The following is a 20424-nucleotide window of genomic DNA, read 5'->3' as shown; positions in this document are numbered from 1 at the left end:
CGTGGCCATGCTGCGTGCGCTGTCCGGCCTGACCACACGCGGCCGCTGCCTCCTCGCCGCCGGCGTCGCCGCGGCGGCGTGCTCGTTCGTGCTCAACGAACGGGATCTGCTGCGGGTCGCGGTGTTCGTGATCGCCCTGCCGCTGCTGGTCGCCTTCTTCATCTCGGCGACCCGGCTGCGGCTGGGCGCGGCCCGCTCGCTACGCCCGGAGCGGGTCTCGGTCGGCTCGCCGGGCGAGGTCCAGCTCGAACTCTGGCGCAACGGCAGGCTCCCGGCCGGTGAGGTGCTGCTCGAAGACGGCGTGCCCTACGCGCTCGGTTCGCGGCCGAGGTTCGTCGTCGAACGCCTCCCCCACGACCGCCGGGTCGCGCTGCGGTATCCGCTGCAGCCGGTGCTGCGCGGGATCCAGCAGGTCGGCCCGCTGCGGGCGACGATCACCGACCCGTTCGGACTGTGCGAGTTCGAACGTGAGCTGATCGCGCATTCCCGGCTGGTCGTCGTGCCGAAGGTGGTCGGCCTGTGGGGCCTGCCCAGCGGCGCCGGGATCGGCGCGGGCGACGACGGCAGCATCCGCCTGCACGCCGGGCAGGGCGAGTCGGACGTTATCGTCCGGCAGTACCGCCAAGGCGACGACCTGCGGAAGGTCCACTGGCGCTCGACCGCCCGCCGCGACGAGATCATGGTCCGCGTCGAGGAACGGCCGTGGCGCGGCGGCACCACGGTGCTGCTGGACCACCGCGCGGCCGCGCACCACGGCACCGGCCCCGCGGCGAGCCTCGAATGGGCCGTCTCGTTCGCCGCCTCCGTGGCCCTGCACCTGCGGCGTTCCGGGCACCGGGTCCGCCTGATCACCGAACACGGCCTGACCCTGGCCGACACCCCCGGCGAGGGTGGCGAGCACTACGACAACGTCGTGCTCGACGTCCTCGCCGCGCTCCAGCCCGCGCACCAGCGCGACATCACCCTCGGCCACGACCCGGCCGAGGGACAGGAACTCATCGCGGTGCTCGGCACCGTCAGCAACGAATCCGTGCACGAGCTGTCCCGGTACCGCCCGCGCGGGATCCGGAGCCTCGCCGTGCTGCTCGACACCCCCGGCTGGTCGTCCGGCGTCAACCGGCCCGAAAACCGTGCCGCCGCCACCGAGGAGTCGGTGGCGCTGCTGCGAGCCGCGGGCTGGGGCGTCGTCGTCGCCGGTCCCGGATCGCCCATGCCGCAGGTCTGGGCCGAGCTCTGCCAGACGGCCACCCGCCGGGGCACGCTGATCGGAGGCGGCCTGTGACCGCGACCGCGCCGCCCCTGCGGCACACCCCCAAACCGCGCCCCGCCGCCCCGCCGCCCGTCTGGACGAGCAGCGTGCTCGCGCCGGTCGCCGCCGGGCTCGCCACGTTGTTCGCCTCGACCTCGCTCACCGGCGTGGTCTCCGGCTGGGCGTGGTTCGGCTATCTGCTGGTCGCCGTCGTGCTGATCGCCTCGACCGGCCTCGCCCTGCGCTCGCTGCGCGCGCCGACCATCGTCGTCGGCCTGGCGCAACTGCTGGTGCTGCTGCTCCTGATCACCGGGGCGTTCACCACCAGCGGGATCCTGAAGATCTTCCCCGGCCCGGACGCCCTCGACGAACTGCGTGGTGTCCTCGCCGCCGCGGCCGAGCAGATCCGCGTCGGCCTGCCGCCGGTCGAGGGCACCCCGCCGATCCTCTGCCTGATCACCATCGCGATCGGCCTGGTCGCGGTCCTGGTCGACACGCTGGCCGTGGCCGCCGCCGCGCCCGCCGCGACCGGACTGGTCCTGCTGTGCGTGTACGCCGTCCCGGCCGCGCTGGCCGAGGACATGTTGCCGTGGTGGACGTTCCTGCTCGGCGCGGCCGCGTTCGCCGGTCTGCTCGCCGTCGACGGCAACCACCGCCATCGCCGCTGGCGCAACCGGGACGCGCCCGGACTGGGCAATTCGGCGAGCACATTGTCGGCGCCTGTCGGCGTGGTGGCCGCCGCGATCGCGATGGGCCTGGTGATCGGCACCGCCGTCACCGGGGTCGGCACCGTCGGCAGCCTTCCCGGCGGCCAGGGTTCGGGCCGCGGTGGCGCGGGCGGCTTCGGCGTCGAGCCGTTCACCCAGCTGCGTGGCCTGCTCGACCAGGGCGAGAACGTGGAGCTGTTCAAGGTCTACGGGCTGGGCGCGGACAAACGGCTGCTGCGCGCGTTCACCCTCGACACCTACACCCCGAACAAGGGCTGGGGGCTGGCGCAGAACGGCCGCGCCCAGCAGGGCGTGCAGGCCAACAAGGGGCTTCCGCCCGCTCCGGGTGACGACGGCGCCGGGCCCGGACGCGAGATCCGGATCGAGCCGACGAACTGGGTCGACAACTGGCTGCCGATCTACGGCGCGCCGAGGGCGCTCAACGGGCTGGCCGACAACTGGCTGTACGACCCGGTCGGCGGTGCCGTGTTCACCACGACCAAGCAGAACGCGCCCGCCTACACCGAGACCGCGTCCATCAAGGAACCGTCGAAGGACGAACTCCGGCTCGACGACCCCCGCCTGGCCGAGGTGCCGCCGCAGTTCACCCAGGTCGACCGCGTCGATCCCCGCGTGGTCGCGAAGGCCAAGCAGCTGACGGAAAACGAGTCGAACAACTTCGACAAGGCGCAGGCGCTCTGGTCGTTCTTCACCGCGCAGAACGGTTTCGTGTACGACACCAAGACCGCCGACGCGACCGACTCCGACGCGCTCGCCGACTTCATCCTCAACGGCAAACGCGGGTTCTGCGAGCAATACGCGTCCGCGATGGCCGTGATGCTGCGGGCGGTCGGCATCCCGTCGCGGGTCGCCATCGGCTTCACCTCCGGGACGCCCAAGGGCGATCACGTCTCGATCAGCTCCGAAGACGCGCACGCGTGGGTCGAGGTCTACTTCCAGACGAAGGGCTGGGTCAGCTTCGACCCGACCCCGCTGCTCGACGGCCGCGCGGTCGTCCCGCCGTACCTGCAGAACGACGCCGGCAGCTCCACGACGAACGACACCCAGGAAGTGCCGAGCGCGCCCGCGTCGAGCGCCCCCGCCACCGGCACCCCCCGCGACCAGGGCGAGGACCTCGGTGCCGACGGCGGCACGGGCCAGCAGGAGGAAGAGCCGCTGTGGCCCGCGATCCTCGCCGGGATCCTCGGCGGGCTGGCGGCCGCGCTGACCGTGGTCGCGATCGTGCGGTCGCGGTTGAGATACCGGGCGCTGATGCGGTCGTCGTCCTCCCCGGACGCACCGGAACCGGAACACGGGTTCCTCGACAACCAGAACGTGACGAACTGGCTGCCGCTGATCGCGATCGCGCTGTGGGTGGCGGCGTTCGCGTTCCTGGCTGCGTGGGTTTCGTGGTGGTTCGCGCTGGCACTGGTGGTCGTCCTCGGCGGGCTCGGGACGCCGACGGCGATCCGGGAGATCAAGCGACGGCTGCGGCTGCAGAAGATCGCGTCCCGCTCCCCCGCCGCGGCCGACGCGGCGTGGCGCGAGCTGATGGACGAGTGCGCGGACCGCGGCCTGCCGCTGTCCGGCGGCGACACGGTGCGCGTGGCGGGCCGGAAGGTCGTCGAGAAGCACCGGCTGGACGAAGAGGGCCGCTCCGGGCTGCGGACGGTCATCGGCGTCGTGGAGCGGTCGTGGTACTCGGACAAGCCGGCCGACGACCGGACGCTGGGCCCGGCCTTCGACGAGGTGCGCAAGAGCCTGAAGCGGAACGCGCCGATGTCGTGGAAGGGCCGCCTGTTCCCGCGCTCACTGCGGCGGCGGGACAAGTAGCGCCCGAGTGCGTGTGAAGGCCTCCTTCCCTCGGCTGAGCCGAGGGAAGGAGGCCTTCACGCGCTTAGAGCCCGGGCAGGACAACGCGAACATGCCGACAAGGCGTCGCCCTGCCGGCATGTTCGCGTGTGTGAGAGCTATTGCTCCTCGAAGCGCTGGCGGAAGCGCTCTTCCATGCGCTGGGTGAACGAGCTCCGGCGCGTGGACGACTTGCCGCCGCCACCTCCGCCGCCACCCGGGCCACCGCTGTCCTTACCGCCCTCCGCTTCGGCTCCTTGCCGAATCGATGTGACGGCCATCATGACTCCGAAGAACATCACGAGGAACCCGAGCACGCTGATCACTGGGATCTCGGCCACCCGGATGTTGACCACCACGCCGAGCACCAACAGTGCGACGCCCACTACGAACAGGGCGATGCCCTGCAAACGCCGTCGGCGGGCGGGGCGGCGCAACCGGGTGCCTCGCACCGTGGATGCGAACTTGGGGTCCTCGGCATAGAGCTCGCGCTCGATCTGATCGAGCAGCCGCTGCTCATGCTCGGAGAGTGGCATCTTTCCTCCTCCGGCACAGCTGTCGCGGGCGCCGGGCCGCGCAACGTCATGGACCCAACAGACAACCCCAGGCGGGGTGTCTCTGTCCAGGATACGAGCCCCGCGCTCGTCCGACTACCCGATCCCGTATCCAGAAGGGATCGAATTGGCCGAAACCACCCGACTCGGCTCTCTCGAAGACGACCGAGCAGGCGATGTCACTGGTCACGGGGGGTCAGCAGTGACGCTGGCCGCACCGCGGCGGCACCGAACTTCGACCTCGCGACGTCGGCGGCGACTTCCGCATCCCGCCAACGGGGTTCGGGAGATGCGAAAAGCAGCTGTTCTCCACTACTCTCCGTGTCCAATCCCTCGACTCTTACGCCGATCAGGCGGACTGCGCCCGTCGGCGCGTGCTCGGTGAGGAGTTCGACGGCCGTGCGGTGGATGTCGCGGGCCACATCCACCGGGACGGCGGTTGTCCTGGCGCGGGTGATGGTCTTGAAATCCGCGAACCGGACCTTGATCGACACCGTCCGCCCGCGAAGGCCCCGGCGGCGCAAGGTGGCGGCGACGCGTTCCGACAGCCGGAGCAGTTCCAGCCCGAGCGCCGAGCGGTCGTGGAGGTCGACGTCGAAGGTCACCTCGGCGCCGATCGACTTGTCCGGCGACTCGGGGATGACCTTGCGGTCGTCGTGCCCGTTCGCGAGGGCGTACAAATGCTCCCCCAGCGCCCGCCCGAGCGAGCGCCGCAGCCTGGACAGCGGGGCGGCGGCGACGTCGGCGACGGTGTCGAGCCCCTGCTGCCGCAGCTGCTCCTCGGTGCGCTTGCCGACGCCCCACAGCGCCGACACGGGCAGCGGGTGCAGGAACGCGAGCGTCTCGGCCGCCGGGACGACGACCATGCCGTCCGGTTTCGCCATCCCGGAGGCCAGCTTCGCGACGAACTTGACCTTCGCGACGCCGACCGAGCAACTGATCCCGAAGTCGGCGGCCACCCGCTCGCGGATCCAGGCTCCGAGCCGCGCGGGCGAGGAGTCCAGCCGTTTGAGCGCCCCGCTGACGTCCAGGAAGGCCTCGTCCAGGCTCAGCGGCTCCACCAGTGGCGTCAGCTCGCGGAAGATCCCCATGACGCCCTGGGACACCTCGCCGTAGAGCCCGGGTGTCGGGGTGATGCAGATCAGCTGCGGGCAGAGCCGTTTGGCCGTCGAGAACGGCATGGCCGACCGGACGCCGAACTCGCGCGCCGCGTAGCTCGCGGCGGCGACGACCGACCTCGGCCCGCCGCCGGAGACGACCACCGGCTTGCCCACCAGCTCCGGGCGGGTGCGCAGCTCGCAGGACACGAAGAAGGCGTCCATGTCGACGTGCAGCAGGCCGCAGCCGGTGTCGTCGGGCCAGGTGGTGGCCCCGGTCGTCACGCGGTAGCGGGCCATCCCTCCGGGCAGTTCAGCGTTTCGTCCCACGGGCAGACGCTAGCCCGGGCCACCGACAGTTCCCCGCTTCGAGTGTCATGAAAGGGCCGTTCAGGACATTTCTCGTCCTGAACGGCCCTTTCATGACATCCGGAAGGGCTCCGCGACAATCAGGCCGGGCGGCGGGCCAGCAGGTGCAGCCGGCTCGCGATGTCCCGCAACGGCGCGACCGACGCCGCCGCCAGCTCGAACTCGGCCAGGTCCTCTTCCCGCACCCCGCCGGGCACGAAATCCGCCACGACGCCGTCGCCCTGCAGCGAGGTCACCTCGAGACCCACTTCGATCAGCTGGGCGCGCAGGGCCTCGGCGTCGAACCGCCGCAGCACCGTCTCCCGGCCACCGCCGAGCACGCCGCTTTCGGCCGCGAGCAGCTCCCGCGCCTCGCCGAGGCGTCCGGCCAGCGCGCGCTGCAGGATCGCGGCGTGCCGGTTCGCCACCAGCACCGAGACCGCGCCGCCGGGTTTGACCGCGGCGGCCAGCGCGGCGAGCACGAGCGCCGGGTCGTCGACGACTTCCAGCAGGCCGTGCGCGAGGACGAGGTCGGCCGATCCGGCGGCGACGTGGGCTCCGAGCGCGTCGGAGTCGTCGGCGATCACCGTGATGCTTCCGGAGACGCCCTCTTCTTCGGCGCGGCGGCGCAGGGTCGCCAGCGCGTTGGGGTTCGGTTCGACCACGGTCACCAGGCAGCCCGCCGACGCCAGCGGCACCGCCCAGCCGCCGCTGCCGCCGCCGACGTCGACGACGTGCGGCTGTTGTGCGCCTCGCGCCCGTGCGGCCCGGAGTTCTGCTTCGAGAACCCGGCGAACCGCCCCCGATCCCCGCGTGGCCACGGTGTCCGTCTTCATAAACGCACAGGGTAATGCCCGCCTTCGCCGGCCCGTCGGGTGTAGTCCGATGCGGTGTTCGACACCTTGCCAAGGGGCCACCCCGCGGACTGCCCGTAGGCTGTATCGAGTGCACACGGTCGCTGTTCTCAGCCTGAAGGGTGGCGTCGGTAAAACGACGGTCGCCCTCGGTGTCGCGTCCGCCGCGCTGCGTAGGGGCGCCCGGACCCTCGTGGCCGACCTCGACCCGCAAGGCAACGCCACCACCTCGCTGGACCCGCCCTTCACCGATCGCACACTGGCCGACGTCCTCGAGACGCCGGTGCGTTCGGTACTCGAACGGGCGATCGCGCCCAGCGTGTGGAGCGACCAGATCGACGTGCTCGTCGGCGCCGAAGAGCTGGAGATGCTCAACGAGCCCGACGCCGACAGCCGCCGGTTGGAGAACCTCTCCCGCGCGCTCGACGAGCTGCACACGAACCCGTTGCGCGAGGAACCCTACGAACTGGTGATCCTCGACTGCCCGCCGTCGCTGGGCAGGCTGACCCGCTCCGCGCTGGTGGCCGCGGACAGCGCCCTGATCGTCACCGAGCCGACGATGTACGCCGTCTCCGGCGCGCGCCGCGCCCTCGACGCGATCGAGAAAATCCGCGAGGAGCAGAACCCGGGGCTGCGGCCGATCGGCGTCGTGGTGAACAAACTCCGCGTGCGCTCCTACGAGCACCAGTTCCGCGTGGCCGAACTGCGGGAGAACTTCGGCCCGCTGGTGATGCCGACGGCCATCCCGGACCGGCTCGCCGTGCAGCAGGCGCAGGGCGCGTGCAGCCCGATCCACGAATGGCACTCCCCCGGCGCGCAGGAGATCGCGCTCACCTTCAACATGGTGCTGGCGAAGGTCCTGCGATCGAGCCGGGCCGGACGGCATCGCGTCCGCGGTGAGGAAGAGCCCGAGACCACCGAGGCGCCCGCCAAGCTGAGCGACACCGGCACGGGATAGCCGCCGATGCCCGAAGGCGACACCGTCTTCCTCGCCGGCAAGGTCCTCGACAAGGCGTTGGCGGGCAAGACCTTGCTGCGCGGCGAGTTCCGGGTCCCCCAGCTGGCCACGACGGATCTCGCCGGCCGTGACGTGCTCGGCGTCGGCACGGTCGGCAAGCATCTGCTGACCCGGCTCTCCGGTGACCTGACCCTGCACAGCCATCTGCGGATGGACGGCAAGTGGGACGTCTACCGGGCGGGCGCGCGCTGGCGGCATCCGGCGCATCAGGCGCGGGTCATCCTGGCCACCGAAGAGCTGCAGGCGATCGGCTTCCGCGTGCACGACCTCGAACTCGTGCCCACGGACGAGGAAGACCGCCTGGTCGGCCACCTCGGCCCGGATCTGCTCGATCCACAATGGACGGATGAACTCGCGCAGCGGGCGGCGGCCGCGCTCGCCGCCGACCCGGACCGCGAACTGGGCGACGCCCTGCTGGACCAGCGGATCATGGCCGGGATCGGGAACATGTACAAGGTCGAGATGTGCTTCCTGCTCGGCGTCACGCCGTGGACACCGGTGTCCGAAGTGGACACGGCGAAAGCGGTCGCGCTCGGCCGCAAACTGCTGAAGAGCAACGCCTGGCGCACCTCGCAGACCACCACCGGCGATCTGCGGCGCGGCCGCGAACACTGGGTCTACGAACGGACCAAACAAGGCTGCTTCCGCTGCGGAGGACGGCTGAAGGTCGCGCCCCAGGGCGACGGGTACCAGGCGAGGCCGACCTGGTTCTGCCCGAAATGCCAGTCCGGGCCCGCTCCCGGCGGCTAAGCTGGACCCGTGACGCTGTTCAAGCTCCCGCTCTACGGGGCCGACACCGAACGCGGCGACCTCGCTCCCTGAGCCGCCCGCTCCTTCCGCACGTCACCCTTCACTTCTCCCAGGGAGCTTTGTCATGCCCGGAATCCTCACGGGCGGGGCGCTGCGCGCGTTCGTGCACGCCCTGCCCAAGGTCGAACTGCACGTCCACCTCGTCGGCTCGGCGAGCCTGCCCACGGTGCTGGAACTGGCCCGCCGACGGCCTTCCGCGGGAGTGCCGACCGAGCCTTCGGCACTCGCCGAGTTCTTCACCTTCCGCGATTTCCCGCATTTCCTCCGCAACTACCTGGCGGTGACGTCGCTCGTACGCGACGCCCGCGACATCCACACCCTCGTCACCGGGCTGGCGGCCGATCTGGCCGCGCAGAACGCCCGGTACGCCGAAGTGACCGTGACGCCGTACAACCACGTGCTCGACGGGATGTCGACGGACGATCTCCTCACCGGGCTCGCCACCGGACGGGCCGCGGCGCGGGCCGACCACGGGGTGGAACTGGCCTGGTGCTTCGACATTCCCGGCGAGAAAGGGGTCGTCGCCGGCCGCGAGACGGTCGTGTTCGCGCTCCGCGAACGCCCCGAAGGGCTGGTGTCCTTCGGGCTCGGCGGCCCCGAGGTCGGTGTCGGCCGCGCGCAGTTCGCCCCGTTCTTCACCACGGCGAGGGAGGCGGGGTTGCACAGCGTCCCGCACGCGGGCGAGACCACCGGGCCCGCCACCGTCTGGTCGGCGGTGCACGATCTCGGCGCCGAACGGATCGGCCACGGCGTCGGCGCGCACACCGACCCGGCGCTCCTGGAACACCTTGCCGTGCAACGGATACCGCTGGAGGTCTGCCCCACGTCGAATCTCCGCACCGGCCAGTTCCCCTCGATCGCGGCGCATCCGGTGCGGCGGCTGCTCGACCACGGGGTGACCGTCACGCTCAACACCGACGACCCGCCGATGTTCGGCGCCACCCTCGACGGCGAGTACCTGGCGGTGGCCGAGGCCCTCGGGCTGACGCCGGCCGAAATCGCCCTGTTCGCGAAGAACGCCGTGGAAGCCTCTTTTCTGCCCTCGGCGGACAAGACCGCCCTGCTGCGGGAGATCGACGAAATCTTGTTGCAGGACCCCGAACTCCTCGCATAGCGTGGCGGTACACGAGAGAGGAGGTGGTCCAAAGTTGTATTCCAACAGGACTCGTGAGGTGGCTGTCCGCTAGCGGACCCCACGCGTAGGACTTCAGAGCAGCGATACAACGCAAGTTGGAGCCACCTTCGGCTCGTCGTCTCTGCTTCGCGTGATGCCTGCTAGCGAATACCAGGCAGTCACCGGGCCCCCGAGGTTCCCGAGCACCGGTCCGGCTCGGGCCCGGACGCCGATTCCCGGCGTCCGGGAGCCGCCTCGGGGGTACCCCTATTTCCGGGGTGCCGCCCGGCGCCCCAGAAGACCGTCCACCGCAGTTCCGCCCCCGGGAACCCCGTGGACTGGATAGATTGACGCCATGCTGAGGCCCGATTTCCCGATCATCACCCAGCGACTGACCCTCCGCGCCTTCACCTCCGCGGATCTCGACGAACTCAACTCCTTCCAGTCCCGCGCCGACGTCGCCCGCTACCTCTACTGGGGCCCGCGCAGCCGGGCCGAATCCGCCGCCGCGCTCGCGAAACGGGTGCACAGCAGCAGCCTGTCGAAGGAAGGCCAGCTCCTCGCGGTGGCCGTCGAGCTGACCGAGACCGGGCAGCTGATCGGCGACCTGAACCTCGAATACCTGAGCAGCGAGCACCGTCAGGGCGAGATCGGGTTCGTCTTCCATCCCGATCACCACGGCAAGGGGTTCGCCGCGGAGGCCGCCACCGAACTGCTGCGCCTCGGCTTCGAAGAGCTGGGCCTGCACCGGATCATCGGCCGCTGTGACGGACGCAACACCGCGTCGGCCGCGCTGATGGAACGCCTCGGCATGCGCAAGGAGGCGCATCTGCGCGAGAACGAGGTCGTCAAGGGTGAATGGACCGACGAACTCGTCTTCGCGATGCTCGAAGACGAGTGGAAGGCGAAGCGTTAGAGCTCACCAGGCATGATGGGGCCGTGCTCTTCGACAAGATCGTCCGCCCCGCTCTCTACCGGGTCTCCGGCAGCGACCCCGAAACCGTGCACGAACGCACAATCGGTTCGCTCGCCAGGCTGAGCCGGGTCACCCCCGCGCTCGCCGCGCTCGGCCGCGTCTACCGGACGGACGATCCGGTCACCTTCCTCGGCCTGCGCTTCCCGAACCGGGTCGGGCTCGCCGCCGGCATGGACAAGAACGGGCGCGCGCTGCACGCGTGGCCCGCGCTCGGTTTCGGCTTCGTCGAGGTCGGCACGGTCACCCGGCATCCGCAGCCGGGCAACGACAAACCGCGGCTGTTCACCCTCGCCCAGACCGACGCGGTGATCAACCGGATGGGCTTCAACAACGAAGGCGCCGAAGCGCTCGCAGCCCGCCTCGCCGCGACCGGGAAGCCGCCGGTGCCGCTCGGCGTCAGCATCGGCAAGTCCAAGGTGACCCCGCTCGACGAAGCCGTCGAGGACTACCGGTTCTCGCTGCGGGCCTTGTACCCGTACGCCGACTACTTCGCGATCAACGTCAGCTCCCCGAACACCCCGGGGCTGCGCGCGCTGCAGGACAAGTCCGCGCTGGCCGAACTGCTCGCCGAGCTGCGCGAGACCTCGGCCGGGCTCGCCGGCGACGCGAAGCCGACGCCGGTGCTGGTGAAGGTCGCCCCCGACCTCACCGACGAAGCGCTCGCGGAGCTGCTGGAGGTCTGCCTCGACCACGGCGTCGCCGGGCTGATCGCGACCAACACGACGTTGTCACGCGAAGGGATCGCCCCGCCCGAGGCCGCCGTCGGCGAGCAGGCGGGCGGGTTGTCCGGCCGTCCGCTCACCGCGCGTTCGGTCGAGGTGGTGCGGTTCGTGCACGACGAAACCGGCGGCAAGCTGCCGATCATCGGCGTCGGCGGGATCTTCGACGCCGGCGCCGCCGCACGGATGCTCGACGCCGGCGCCGGTCTCGTCCAGCTCTACACCGGTTTCGCCCTGCACGGTCCCGGTCTGGTCAAGCGGGTCGCCCGAGGTCTCGCGGCCCGGCCGTACTGACGAACCTGAGGTAGGCACGCCAGCACTGGTACCGCGTCAGCTCCGTCGCCGTCGCGGCGGCGGCCTGGTCGCACAGGACGGCCAGCGGCGTTTCCCCGTTCTCCAGCCGGATCCGGCCCAGCACGAACGGCGCGGGCAGCGTGGCCGCGAAGGCACCGAGAGCGGCGGGCGAGAGCCGCCAGCGTTCACCCGAAAGCATCGTGTGCTCGCCCGTCGCGCTCACTGGCACCACCCCGGGCTGGGGCGGATCGGTGGTCAGCAACAACATCCGGTAGCCCTCGGCGGTCTGGACCAGTCCGGTGAACCGCGCCCCGGCACGAACCAGGCTGCCGTTCAAGGGCTGCCCGCGCAGATGCGCGCCGAACACGACGAGATCCGCACCCGGTGCGGGATAAGGGAAATCGGCCTGTTCGTCGGTGAGCACGGCGGCCAGGTCGATGGCGACCTGGTCGTCGAACGGCCGCACCACCACCGACACCCCGTACGGCCCGAGATCCGACGGCGACGCCGGAACCGTGACGGCGGCGAGGTCGAGCAGATTGACGAACGCCGTGAAGCGCTCCAGCCGCTTCGAGACACCGTCCGGATCGGACAACGCCTCGGAGACCTCGGGATGGTCCGCGACGGTCGGGAGCACGAGGGCGTCGTACTCGGACAGCATCCGGAGCGCGAGCATCCCGGCTTCGGCGACACGGTGCCTGTCGGCGGTGAAGCCGTCGTCGTGGATCAGCTCGCCGACTTTCAGCAGTGCCGAGACCTCCACGGTCTCCACGAGGGCGCCGGACGCCCTCAGCGCCGAAACCGCGCCGAGGAAGGCGGATCGGGACTGCAGCGAAAGGCCGGTGAGCGTGTCGGAGCCCGGGATCGCCACCCGAGGCCGGTCGCCCGCCGACAGCCGGACGTCCGGCGGCCAGTCGCGGGCGAGCGGGTCGATCCCGTCGGGACCGGTCATCAGTCCCAGTGCGCGCTGCCCCAAGGTGAGGCTGCGGGCGAACAGGGCGATCCCGCCGCACGGCGCGGCGCCGGTCTTCGGCACGAGACCCAGTGTCGGCTTCAGGCCGACGATCCCGTTGAGCGAAGCGGGAACGCGGCCCGCGCCCGCCGTGTCCGTGCCGACCGCGAGATCGACGAGGCCGAGCGCGACGGCGACGGCCGCGCCGCTGCTCGCGCTTCCGGAGACCCGGGCGGTGTTCAGCGCCGCGCTCACGGCGCCGTAGGGGCTGCGGGTGTGCTCGAGGTCGCTGCCGAACCGGTCGCAGTTGGTCTTGCCGATCACGACCGCCCCGGCCGCGGTCAGGCGGGAGACCGAGGTGGCGCCGGTACAGCAGACGTCCTCGCCCGCCGTGGGAAGACCGGCGACGTCGACGACGTCCGCGACCGCCACCAAGGTGCCCGCGAGCGGCAGATCCGCGCCCGCGCGCAGCCGTTCATCGACGGCTTTCGCGTCCACGAGGGCGTCTTCCACCGGGCGGAGGGTGATCCAGACGTCGGGGCGGTCGACTTCGGCTATCCGGTCGTAGGCGGCTATGACGCGCTGGTAGGAGCTGGGAGGCGGGACGGGGGTCGGCTCTGGTTCCGGGGGGAGCGTCGTCACTGGGCGTCCTTTCCTCGGCGGGGACGAGAAAGACCACTGCGCGAGATCCACTGTGTCCGGTCCGCCACCCTGGGACGCCCGCTCACGCGGGCTGGGTTCAGGCCCGGGCCGGGATGAGCACTGCGTGCATGGAAGAAACGTTAGGCACCGCGGGTCGCCGTCACCAGCGGATTCGGGTCACGCGAGCGTTTCGGTACCGCACAGTGAGCAGGTCGTTACGCAATGGAGTATTAGCGACGACGAATGAGACGATGGTCCAGGAAAGCGCCTGCTCAGACCCTACCCGTTTCCGGACCTCGCGTGTTTGAACAGCGATCTCGCGTGATCGAAGGCGGAACTCGCGTGATCAGACGGACATCACCGAGATCAGGAGAGCTCGCGCAGGGCCATGGCGAGGCCGGCGAGCTTGTCGGTCGCGTCGGAGAGGGATTCCTTGGACGACGTCATGCCGTCCGAGCTCGCGGCGACGGTGTGCCCGGCGGCCGCGACGAGGCCGCCGTAGCCGTCGAGACCGTCTTCGAGCTGGTCGCGCAGTTGCCTGATGGCGGCGTCGAGGGCACCGCGTTCCCGCTCGGGTGCGGCGTCGCGGCCGCGTTCGATGGCCTGGATCCGACCTGCCAGCCCGCGCAGGGCCTGTGCCGCCTCGGCGGCGGTGGTGCGAGCGTCCGCGACGGCGATCTCCGACACCGGCATGGTGCCGAGCGACGTCGGCTGCGAAAGCTGGCGAAGCAGCTCCGCCAGCGAAGCCTCGCTCTCGGCGAGGCGCTCCATCGGCTCACGCGCGACCGACCGCGCCGGGGGCAGCGGCGGCGGAGTGGCGGGGGCGGCGGGCAGCACGGTGCGGTTGAGCGTCCGCAGCCGCAGCCCCGACTTCACCCCGAAAGTCCCGAAGATGACGGCGAAGGCGCCGCCCGCGATGGCCTGGAGGACGTCGGCCTCACCGTTCTTCAACAGACCGGTGCCCGCGACGACGGCGAACAGTCCACAAAGGAAGGTGAGGAGGATCCAGAACGTCAGCGCCCGCGAGGCGCGGCGTTTGCGTCGCTCCAGTTTGGCGGCGGGTTCGTTCCAGCGCGCCCATTTGGCCTTCGCGTCGGCCACGACCGGGATCTGCCCGGCGGCCATCGACGTCAGCTGCTGCGAGATCTTCGGCATGGCCGGCATCTGCGGCATCTGGGGGCGCGGCCGGGGCGGCGCCGGCTGAGCGGGGCGCGGGGAAGAACCCTGCTCGGAGGGCGGGATGTAGCGCTGCAGCTTCTCCTGCGCGCGCTGGGCGTAGTCGGGCAGCTTTTCGATGTGCTTCTCAAGCTTGGCGGTGAACTCCCCGAAGTCCTTGCGCCTGCCCTGCCCCATGCCCTCTCCCCTGTCTTCTGGTGAGACCGGTCCCGCACCCGCGCGGGGTGCGGGACCGGCTCCAGTTGGTGTGTCAGGCGGGGTTCTTGCCCTGTTCGGCCTGAACCCGTGCCTGGATCTCACGCTGGATGTCCGCGGAGCTCGACGCCTTCGGCGCGGCGGCGGTCTTGCCGTCGGTCACCTGAGCGACGGAGTCACCCTTCATGGACGCGCGGATCTGCTCCAGCCGCGAGTGCCCCGCGAGCTGCGTCGTGGAGGCCTGGACCTCCATCATCCGGCCCTGGACGGAGTTCTGTGCGAGTTCGGCCGAGCCGAGCGCGGTGGTGTAGCGCTTCTCGATCTTGTCGCGAACGTCTTCCAGCGACGGGGTGTTGCCCGGCGCGGCCAGCTGGCTCATCTGGTTCAGCGAAGCGGAGACCTGCTCCTGCATCTTCGCCTGCTCCAGCTGCGAGAGCAGCTTGGTGCGCTCGGCCAGCTTCTGCTGCAGCATGGTCGCGTTGCGCTCGACGGCCTTCTTCGCCTGCTCCGCAGCCTGAAGCGACTGGTCGTGCAGGGTCTTGAGGTCTTCGATGCTCTGCTCGGCGGTAACGAGCTGCGCGGCGAAGCTCTCCGCCGCGTTCTCGAACTCGGTCGCCTTCTGCTCGTCGCCCTTGGCACGCGCCTCGTCGGCGAGCACCAGCGCCTGGCGGGTCGAAGCCTGCAGCTTCTCCACGTCGCCGAGCTGGCGGTTCAGCTTCATCTCCAGCTGACGCTGGTTACCGATCACCGAGGCGGCCTGCTGGGTCAGCGCCTGGTGGTTGCGCTGTGCCTCCTCGATGGCCTGCTGGATCTGTACCTTCGGGTCGGCGTGCTCGTCGATCTTCGACGAGAACGCCGCCATCATGTACTTCCAGAACTTCACGAACGGGTTGGCCATCTCCTCCGCCTGCCTTCTCGCATCCCACGGGCTGTTACCTCGAGGTGGGGCGTCCCCTCTGTGATGTTGCAACGTCCCGACCCCGGCGTTGAGTTCCATCGTGTCAGGTCGGCGTCCCGCGTTCCAGGCGACCCCGACGGAATTCAGGGATCCCCCTGACTGTGACGTCCACGACCTTTCGGGTTCACCTGCCGGTGACGGTGGGTGAAAACCACCGGAGTCAGCGCCCCAGGACGGTCTCCTGGTCCATACGTGACAACTTCTCGGGGTTGCGCACCGCGTAGAGGCCGGTGACGAGTCCGTCCTCGACCCGCAGCGCGACGACCGTGTCGACCTCCCCACCGAGCCGGAGGATCAGCGCGGGATGGCCGTTGACCTGCGCCGTGGCCATCGTCGCCGCCTCGTCGCGGACCGGACGGCTCGCGGCCAGCAGCGGCGCGACCAGTGCGGCACCGACCACGGGCTCCAGCACGGCCTGCACCACGCCGCCGCCGTCGCCGAGGAAGACGACGTCCGGGGACAGCACATCGAGCAGTCCCTGCAGGTCACCGGTCCGGACCGCGCGGTGGAACGCGTCGAGCACGTCCTTGGTCTCGCCGGGGGAAGCGACACCGCGCGGCCGCCGGACGGCGACGTGCGCCCGTGCCCGGTGGGCGATCTGGTGGACCGCGGCCGGGGTCTTGCCGACGGCTTCGGCGATCTCGCCGTAGGGGACGTCGAACACCTCGCGCAGTACGAACACCGCCCGCTCGGTCGGCGTGAGCGTCTCCAGCACCAGCAGCATCGCCATCGAGACGCTGTCGGCCAGCTCGACGTCGTCGGCCACGTCGGGGCTGGTGAGCAGCGGTTCGGGCAGCCAGGGACCGACGTAGGACTCCTTGCGGCGGCTGAGCGTGCGCAGTCTGCCGAGCGCCTGCCGGGTGGTGACGCGGACCAGGTACGCGCGCGGGTTCTCCACGGTGCCGAGGTCGACGCCCGACCAGCGCAGCCAGGTCTCCTGCAGGACGTCCTCCGCGTCGGCGGCCGAACCGAGCATCTCGTAGGCGACGGTGAACAGCAGGTTCCGGTGGGCGACGAACGCCTCCGTGGCGGTGTCGGACATGGACTCGCTCCTGTTCTCGGCGACGCGTGGCCCCCACCAGACGCCGCGTCTCCCCGATTCCTGACACGTCGAAGCCGTGGCGCTCGTCACGCCCCGAGCCTGTCAGCGCAGCCTGACCGGCGGCATCTGGTGGTCGTTCGGCACACGACCACGAAAGAGGACGAGATCATGGATTCCCGTTTCGATCTGAACGGCACCGAGCTCGGCGCCAAGCTCGGCAAACGCTTCGCGAACGTCAGTGTCGGCATCAAGGGTTCGACCCTGCCGAAGGTCACCCAGGAACTGGTGTCGCTGCGGGCCAGCCAGCTCAACGGCTGCGGGTTCTGCGTCGACGCCCACGCCAAGGACCTGGCGGCTGCCGGGGAGCCCGCGGTCCGCGTCAACCTGGTCGCGGCCTGGCGTGAGTCGACGGTGTTCACCGAGGCCGAGCAGGCCGCGCTGGCGCTCGCGGAGGAGGGCAGCCGGATCGTCGACGCGCACCAGGGTGTCTCCGATGAGACCTGGGCCCGGGTGCGGAAGCACTACGACGACGATCAGGTCGCCGCGCTGGTCTACCTGGTCGCGATGATCAACGCCGCCAACCGGCTGCTCGTGATCACACACACCAAGGGTGGCTCCTACCAGGCGGGCACGTTCGACGCGAACTGACGGAAGAGGCCCCAGGCGACTGCCTGGGGCCTCTTCCCGTTCACGACCTTCGCTAAGCGGCGACCATCTTCGGTGCGGAGATCGTCGTCCGCAGCGCGGGGCTCATCCGCGGCGGCGGCGAGATCCGCAGGTCGGCCAGATCGTTGCCGATCAGCTCGGACACCAGACGGCCGCCTTCGAGCTCGCCCGCTTCGGCGCTTTCCCGCTCCGGAGCGCGCCTCTTGCCCGCTTCGACCTTCTCGTCCACCGGGGCGACCTCGACGTTGTCCATCGCCGAGACGTCCGCCGCGACCTTGTGCAGGAGTTCGCCGAGCGGAAGGTCCAGGGCCTCGCAAATGGACGCCAGCAGCTCGCTGGACGCCTCCTTCTGCCCGCGCTCGACCTCGGACAGGTAACCGAGGCTCACCCTGGCGGCGCGGGAGATGTCCCGCAGCGTTCGACGCTGGTTCGTGCGGGCGTGTCGGAGCCGGTCGCCGATCGCCTCGCGCAACAGCACGGTCATCACGCGCCTCCCTTCCAGGACTGACTACCCCCTACGTTACCCAGAGCGGTGCCCTGGGCGCAGGTGTTGACACGGCAATACGCCAAGGGCGAACGCGGCGATCATGCGAGATGTTCCCCCAGCAGGGCGAACGCACCGGAGACGGCACCCGCCCTGACCGAGGCTCGATCACCGCTCAAGCCCAGCGTACGGACGGTGAGGACGTCCGGCCCGGCGAGACCGACGTGGACGACGCCGGGCGCGACCCCGTCCTGTCCGTCCGGGCCCGCGACACCGGTCAGGCCGAGACCCCAGGTGGCGGCGCACCGGTCCCTCGCGCCGGCGGCCAACTGCGCCGCGACCTCGGGATGCACGGCGCCATGCGCGGCGAGGAGGTCTTCGTCGACCCCGGCCAGCTTCGCCTTGAGGTCGGTGGCGTAGACCACCAGTCCGCCTCGTACGACGGCACTCGATCCGGGGACCTCGGTCAGCGTCGCGCAGACCAGACCGGCGGTCAGCGACTCGGCCGTCGCCACCGTCTCCCCACGCTCGATCAGGTGAGTGATCAAGGTCTCAGCTTTCATGCGCCCGCGGCACGCCGTCCCGCCGCGCGCAGCCGGACCGCGCGTACGACGTAGTCGAGACCGGTCACGACGGTCAGCACCAGCGCGAGCCCCATCAGCACCCAGCGCACCGGCTCGGCCGACGCGGGCAGGGGCAGCAGGTACGCGGTGATGGCCGCGATCTGCGCGAGCGTCTTGGCCTTGCCGCCCCGGCTGGCCGGGATGACGCCGTGCCGGATCACCCAGAAGCGCAGCAGGGTCACGCCGATCTCGCGGACCGCGATGACGATGGTGACCCACCAGCCCAGTTCGCCGAGCACGCTCAAGCCGATCAGCGCGGCGCCGATCAGCGCCTTGTCGGCGATCGGGTCGGCGATCTTGCCGAAGTCGGTGATCAGCCCGTACTTGCGCGCGACCCAGCCGTCGACCTGGTCGGTGAACGACGCGATCGCGAACAGCGCGGTGGCGATCGCGCGCCAGAACGTGTCCTCCCCGTCGCCGGCGAACAGCGCCATCACGAACAGCGGCACCAGCACCAGCCGCGACATCGTGAGCAGATTCGCCAGGTTCAGGGTCGGGACCGGGGTGGCCTCGGGTACCCGGGCGTGCTCACCGCCCGTCCCCTCACCGGCCCCGGCGTCGCTCGGGGCGGCATTCACCGGTCGGCCTCGGGCGGCGCGGGCCGCACGATCAGGTCGACACCCTCGGAGTCGACGACCTCACAGCGGACGAAGTCGCCCACCGCGAGCTTGGGCAGGTCTTCGGTCTCGATCAGGACGCATTCGCCGTCGACCTCGGGGGCCTGGTGCGCGGCGCGGCCGATCGGGTCCTCGCCGTCCTCCGCCTGCTCGATCAGGACGTCGACGAAATCCCCGATGCGGTCCTCGGCGCGCTGCGACGTCAGCTCCTCGACCAGCGCGGAGATCCGCGCGACCCGCTCGGCCACCACGGACTCGTCGAGTTTGCCGTCGAAGGTCTCGGCCTCGGTGCCGTCCTCGTCGGAGTAACCGAAGACGCCCACCGCGTCGAGCCGCGCGCCGTTGAGGAAGCGCTCCAGCTCGGCGACGTCCTCTTCGGTCTCGCCGGGGAACCCGACGATGACGTTGGTGCGGATACCGGCGTTCGGCGAGAGCTCCCGGATCTGGTCGCACAGCGCGAGGAACGAGTCCGTGGAACCGAAGCGGCGCATGCGGCGCAGCACGGTCTCGCTGGAGTGCTGGAAGGACAGGTCGAAGTAGTCGGCCACACCCGGGGTGGTCGCGATGGCCTTGACCAGGCCGGGGCGTGTCTCGGCGGGCTGCAGGTACGAGACGCGGACGCGTTCGATACCGGGCACCGCGGCCAGGCGCGGCACCAGCAGCTCCAGCGCGCGGGCGCCGTCGCGGCCGAAGTCCTTGCCGTAGGAGGTGGAGTTCTCCGAGACGAGGAAGACCTCCTTGACGCCGTTCTCCGCGAGCCACATCGCCTCGGCGACGATCTCGTCCGGCTGCCGCGACACGAAGGAACCGCGGAAGGACGGGATCGCGCAGAACGAGCAGCGGCGGTCGCAGCCGGAGGCGATCTTCAGCGCGGCCACGGGGGAGGTGTCGAGCCTGGTCCGCAACACGCGTGGGCCCCAGCCGTGCTGCGCGTGCCCCGGAACCTCGACCGACTCGGCGGCGGTCGGGCGCTGGACCGGGCTGATCGGCAGCAGCTTGCGGCGGTCGGACGGCGTGTGCGACTCGACCTTGCGGCCGGCCACGACGTCGTCGAGACGCTCGGCGAGGTCGGCGTAGTGGTCGAAGCCCAGGACCGCGTCGGCCTCGGGCAGGCTTTCGGCCAGCTCGTTGCCGTAGCGCTCGGCCATGCAGCCGACGGCGACGACCTTCTTGCCGGTGTCGGACGCCGCGAGCAGCGTGTCGACGGAGTCCTTCTTCGCGGACTCGACGAAGCCGCAGGTGTTGACGACCACGACGTCGGAGTCCTCGGGCTCGGCGGCGAGCTCCCAGCCGCCCGCCGCCAGCCGTCCGGCGAGTTCCTCGGAATCGACCTCGTTGCGGGCGCAACCGAGGGTCAACAAGGAAACGCGACGGGTGGCGACAGGATCAGTGGTGGGAGAAGGCACGTGCCTTAGGGTAGCTGGCCTGTTCGCGGGGTCGGCGATCGCTCGCTCGGGCGAGCCCTCGACCGGGCCGGG

General features: G+C 70.7%; 19 protein-coding genes. 8 read left to right on the top strand and 11 right to left on the bottom strand.

Going from position 1 to position 20424, the window contains the following annotated elements:
* Positions 1–7: 7 nt before the first annotated feature.
* Positions 8–1282, top strand: a complete 1275-nt coding sequence (locus ED92_RS26905; RefSeq protein ID WP_037343164.1) for a DUF58 domain-containing protein — start codon at positions 8–10, stop codon at positions 1280–1282.
* Positions 1279–3789: a DUF3488 and transglutaminase-like domain-containing protein gene (locus tag ED92_RS26900; RefSeq protein ID WP_037343161.1), complete on the top strand. Its 2511-nt coding sequence runs from the start codon at positions 1279–1281 to the stop codon at positions 3787–3789. The genes ED92_RS26905 and ED92_RS26900 overlap by 4 nt, the downstream gene beginning before the upstream one ends.
* Positions 3790–3926: 137 nt before the next feature.
* Here the strand turns inward: ED92_RS26900 and ED92_RS26895 are convergent, their stop codons facing one another.
* The 3 genes from ED92_RS26895 to ED92_RS26885 form a co-directional block, all read right to left on the bottom strand.
* Positions 3927–4343: a DUF3040 domain-containing protein gene (locus tag ED92_RS26895; protein ID WP_037343159.1), complete on the bottom strand. Its 417-nt coding sequence runs from the start codon at positions 4341–4343 to the stop codon at positions 3927–3929.
* Positions 4344–4540: 197 nt separating this feature from the next.
* On the bottom strand, positions 4541–5758 hold the full coding sequence (gene dinB / locus ED92_RS26890; RefSeq protein WP_037343157.1) for a DNA polymerase IV: 1218 nt from the start codon (positions 5756–5758) through the stop codon (positions 4541–4543).
* Positions 5759–5907: 149 nt separating this feature from the next.
* Complete coding sequence (locus ED92_RS26885; RefSeq protein ID WP_037343156.1) at positions 5908–6642, bottom strand: methyltransferase domain-containing protein; 735 nt, start codon at positions 6640–6642, stop codon at positions 5908–5910.
* Positions 6643–6751: 109 nt separating this feature from the next.
* Here ED92_RS26885 and ED92_RS26880 point away from each other — a divergent pair, with 109 nt between their 5' ends.
* From ED92_RS26880 to ED92_RS26860, 5 genes are all read left to right on the top strand, one after another.
* Positions 6752–7618: a ParA family protein gene (locus ED92_RS26880; protein WP_007029346.1), complete on the top strand. Its 867-nt coding sequence runs from the start codon at positions 6752–6754 to the stop codon at positions 7616–7618.
* A gap of 6 nt (positions 7619–7624) precedes the next feature.
* Positions 7625–8428 carry a DNA-formamidopyrimidine glycosylase family protein gene (locus ED92_RS26875; RefSeq protein ID WP_037343155.1) on the top strand — a complete coding sequence of 268 codons (804 nt, stop codon included), beginning with the start codon at positions 7625–7627 and terminating at the stop codon, positions 8426–8428.
* 124 nt (positions 8429–8552) lie between these two features.
* The gene (gene add / locus ED92_RS26870; protein WP_037343154.1) at positions 8553–9602 is read left to right on the top strand and encodes an adenosine deaminase; all 1050 of its coding nucleotides are present in this window, start codon (positions 8553–8555) and stop codon (positions 9600–9602) included.
* Positions 9603–9957: 355 nt separating this feature from the next.
* Entirely contained in the window at positions 9958–10518 is a 561-nt protein-coding gene (locus ED92_RS26865) for a GNAT family N-acetyltransferase (RefSeq protein ID WP_037343152.1), read from the top strand.
* 23 nt (positions 10519–10541) lie between these two features.
* The gene (locus ED92_RS26860; RefSeq protein WP_037343150.1) at positions 10542–11591 is read left to right on the top strand and encodes a quinone-dependent dihydroorotate dehydrogenase; all 1050 of its coding nucleotides are present in this window, start codon (positions 10542–10544) and stop codon (positions 11589–11591) included.
* On the opposite strand, the gene ED92_RS26855 is transcribed toward ED92_RS26860, so the two are convergent.
* The 4 genes from ED92_RS26855 to ED92_RS26840 form a co-directional block, all read right to left on the bottom strand.
* Entirely contained in the window at positions 11551–13185 is a 1635-nt protein-coding gene (locus ED92_RS26855; protein ID WP_037343149.1) for an amidase family protein, read from the bottom strand. The genes ED92_RS26860 and ED92_RS26855 overlap by 41 nt on opposite strands.
* A 366-nt stretch (positions 13186–13551) precedes the next feature.
* A complete protein-coding gene (locus ED92_RS26850; protein ID WP_037343147.1) occupies positions 13552–14538 on the bottom strand; it encodes a hypothetical protein in 987 nt (328 codons plus the stop codon).
* A 73-nt stretch (positions 14539–14611) separates the two neighbouring features.
* The gene (locus ED92_RS26845) at positions 14612–15454 is read right to left on the bottom strand and encodes a PspA/IM30 family protein (protein WP_007029352.1); all 843 of its coding nucleotides are present in this window, start codon (positions 15452–15454) and stop codon (positions 14612–14614) included.
* A gap of 220 nt (positions 15455–15674) precedes the next feature.
* Positions 15675–16556: an RNA polymerase sigma-70 factor gene (locus ED92_RS26840; RefSeq protein ID WP_037343145.1), complete on the bottom strand. Its 882-nt coding sequence runs from the start codon at positions 16554–16556 to the stop codon at positions 15675–15677.
* A 168-nt stretch (positions 16557–16724) separates the two neighbouring features.
* Between ED92_RS26840 and ED92_RS26835 the strand changes: the two genes are divergently transcribed.
* The gene (locus tag ED92_RS26835; RefSeq protein ID WP_037343475.1) at positions 16725–17204 is read left to right on the top strand and encodes a carboxymuconolactone decarboxylase family protein; all 480 of its coding nucleotides are present in this window, start codon (positions 16725–16727) and stop codon (positions 17202–17204) included.
* A 52-nt stretch (positions 17205–17256) separates the two neighbouring features.
* Here ED92_RS26835 and ED92_RS26830 read toward each other — a convergent pair whose 3' ends face one another.
* The 4 genes from ED92_RS26830 to rimO all read right to left on the bottom strand — a co-directional run bounded on the left by ED92_RS26830 (position 17257) and on the right by rimO (position 20352).
* Positions 17257–17706, bottom strand: coding sequence for a helix-turn-helix domain-containing protein (locus ED92_RS26830; protein WP_037343144.1), 450 nt, complete (start codon positions 17704–17706; stop codon positions 17257–17259).
* Positions 17707–17807: 101 nt separating this feature from the next.
* On the bottom strand, positions 17808–18269 hold the full coding sequence (locus tag ED92_RS26825) for a CinA family protein (RefSeq protein WP_037343143.1): 462 nt from the start codon (positions 18267–18269) through the stop codon (positions 17808–17810).
* Positions 18266–18907, bottom strand: coding sequence for a CDP-diacylglycerol--glycerol-3-phosphate 3-phosphatidyltransferase (gene pgsA, locus ED92_RS26820; RefSeq protein ID WP_037343142.1), 642 nt, complete (start codon positions 18905–18907; stop codon positions 18266–18268). Before pgsA ends, ED92_RS26825 begins: the two co-directional genes overlap by 4 nt.
* Entirely contained in the window at positions 18904–20352 is a 1449-nt protein-coding gene (rimO, locus tag ED92_RS26815; RefSeq protein WP_037343141.1) for a 30S ribosomal protein S12 methylthiotransferase RimO, read from the bottom strand. The genes pgsA and rimO overlap by 4 nt, the downstream gene beginning before the upstream one ends.
* Positions 20353–20424 lie beyond the last annotated feature (72 nt).

Origin of the sequence: Amycolatopsis sp. MJM2582 (assembly GCF_000754115.1) — a bacterium.
GTDB classification, from domain to species: Bacteria; Actinomycetota; Actinomycetes; order Mycobacteriales; family Pseudonocardiaceae; genus Amycolatopsis; species Amycolatopsis japonica.
This window is presented reverse-complemented; position numbering and strand designations above follow the sequence as displayed.

Bases quoted from the DNA above. Each gene is read 5' to 3' on its own strand.
- ED92_RS26905 (WP_037343164.1), top strand. From the start codon at position 8: ATGCTGCGTGCGCTGTCCGGCCTGACCACACGCGGCCGCTGCCTCCTC.
- ED92_RS26895 (WP_037343159.1), bottom strand. From the start codon at position 4,343: ATGCCACTCTCCGAGCATGAGCAGCGGCTGCTCGATCAGATCGAGCGC.
- dinB (WP_037343157.1), bottom strand. From the start codon at position 5,758: ATGGCCCGCTACCGCGTGACGACCGGGGCCACCACCTGGCCCGACGAC.
- ED92_RS26885 (WP_037343156.1), bottom strand. From the start codon at position 6,642: ATGAAGACGGACACCGTGGCCACGCGGGGATCGGGGGCGGTTCGCCGG.
- ED92_RS26875 (WP_037343155.1), top strand. From the start codon at position 7,625: ATGCCCGAAGGCGACACCGTCTTCCTCGCCGGCAAGGTCCTCGACAAG.
- add (WP_037343154.1), top strand. From the start codon at position 8,553: ATGCCCGGAATCCTCACGGGCGGGGCGCTGCGCGCGTTCGTGCACGCC.
- ED92_RS26865 (WP_037343152.1), top strand. From the start codon at position 9,958: ATGCTGAGGCCCGATTTCCCGATCATCACCCAGCGACTGACCCTCCGC.
- ED92_RS26850 (WP_037343147.1), bottom strand. From the start codon at position 14,538: ATGGGGCAGGGCAGGCGCAAGGACTTCGGGGAGTTCACCGCCAAGCTT.
- ED92_RS26845 (WP_007029352.1), bottom strand. From the start codon at position 15,454: ATGGCCAACCCGTTCGTGAAGTTCTGGAAGTACATGATGGCGGCGTTC.
- ED92_RS26840 (WP_037343145.1), bottom strand. From the start codon at position 16,556: ATGTCCGACACCGCCACGGAGGCGTTCGTCGCCCACCGGAACCTGCTG.
- ED92_RS26835 (WP_037343475.1), top strand. From the start codon at position 16,725: ATGGATTCCCGTTTCGATCTGAACGGCACCGAGCTCGGCGCCAAGCTC.
- ED92_RS26830 (WP_037343144.1), bottom strand. From the start codon at position 17,706: ATGACCGTGCTGTTGCGCGAGGCGATCGGCGACCGGCTCCGACACGCC.
- ED92_RS26825 (WP_037343143.1), bottom strand. From the start codon at position 18,269: ATGAAAGCTGAGACCTTGATCACTCACCTGATCGAGCGTGGGGAGACG.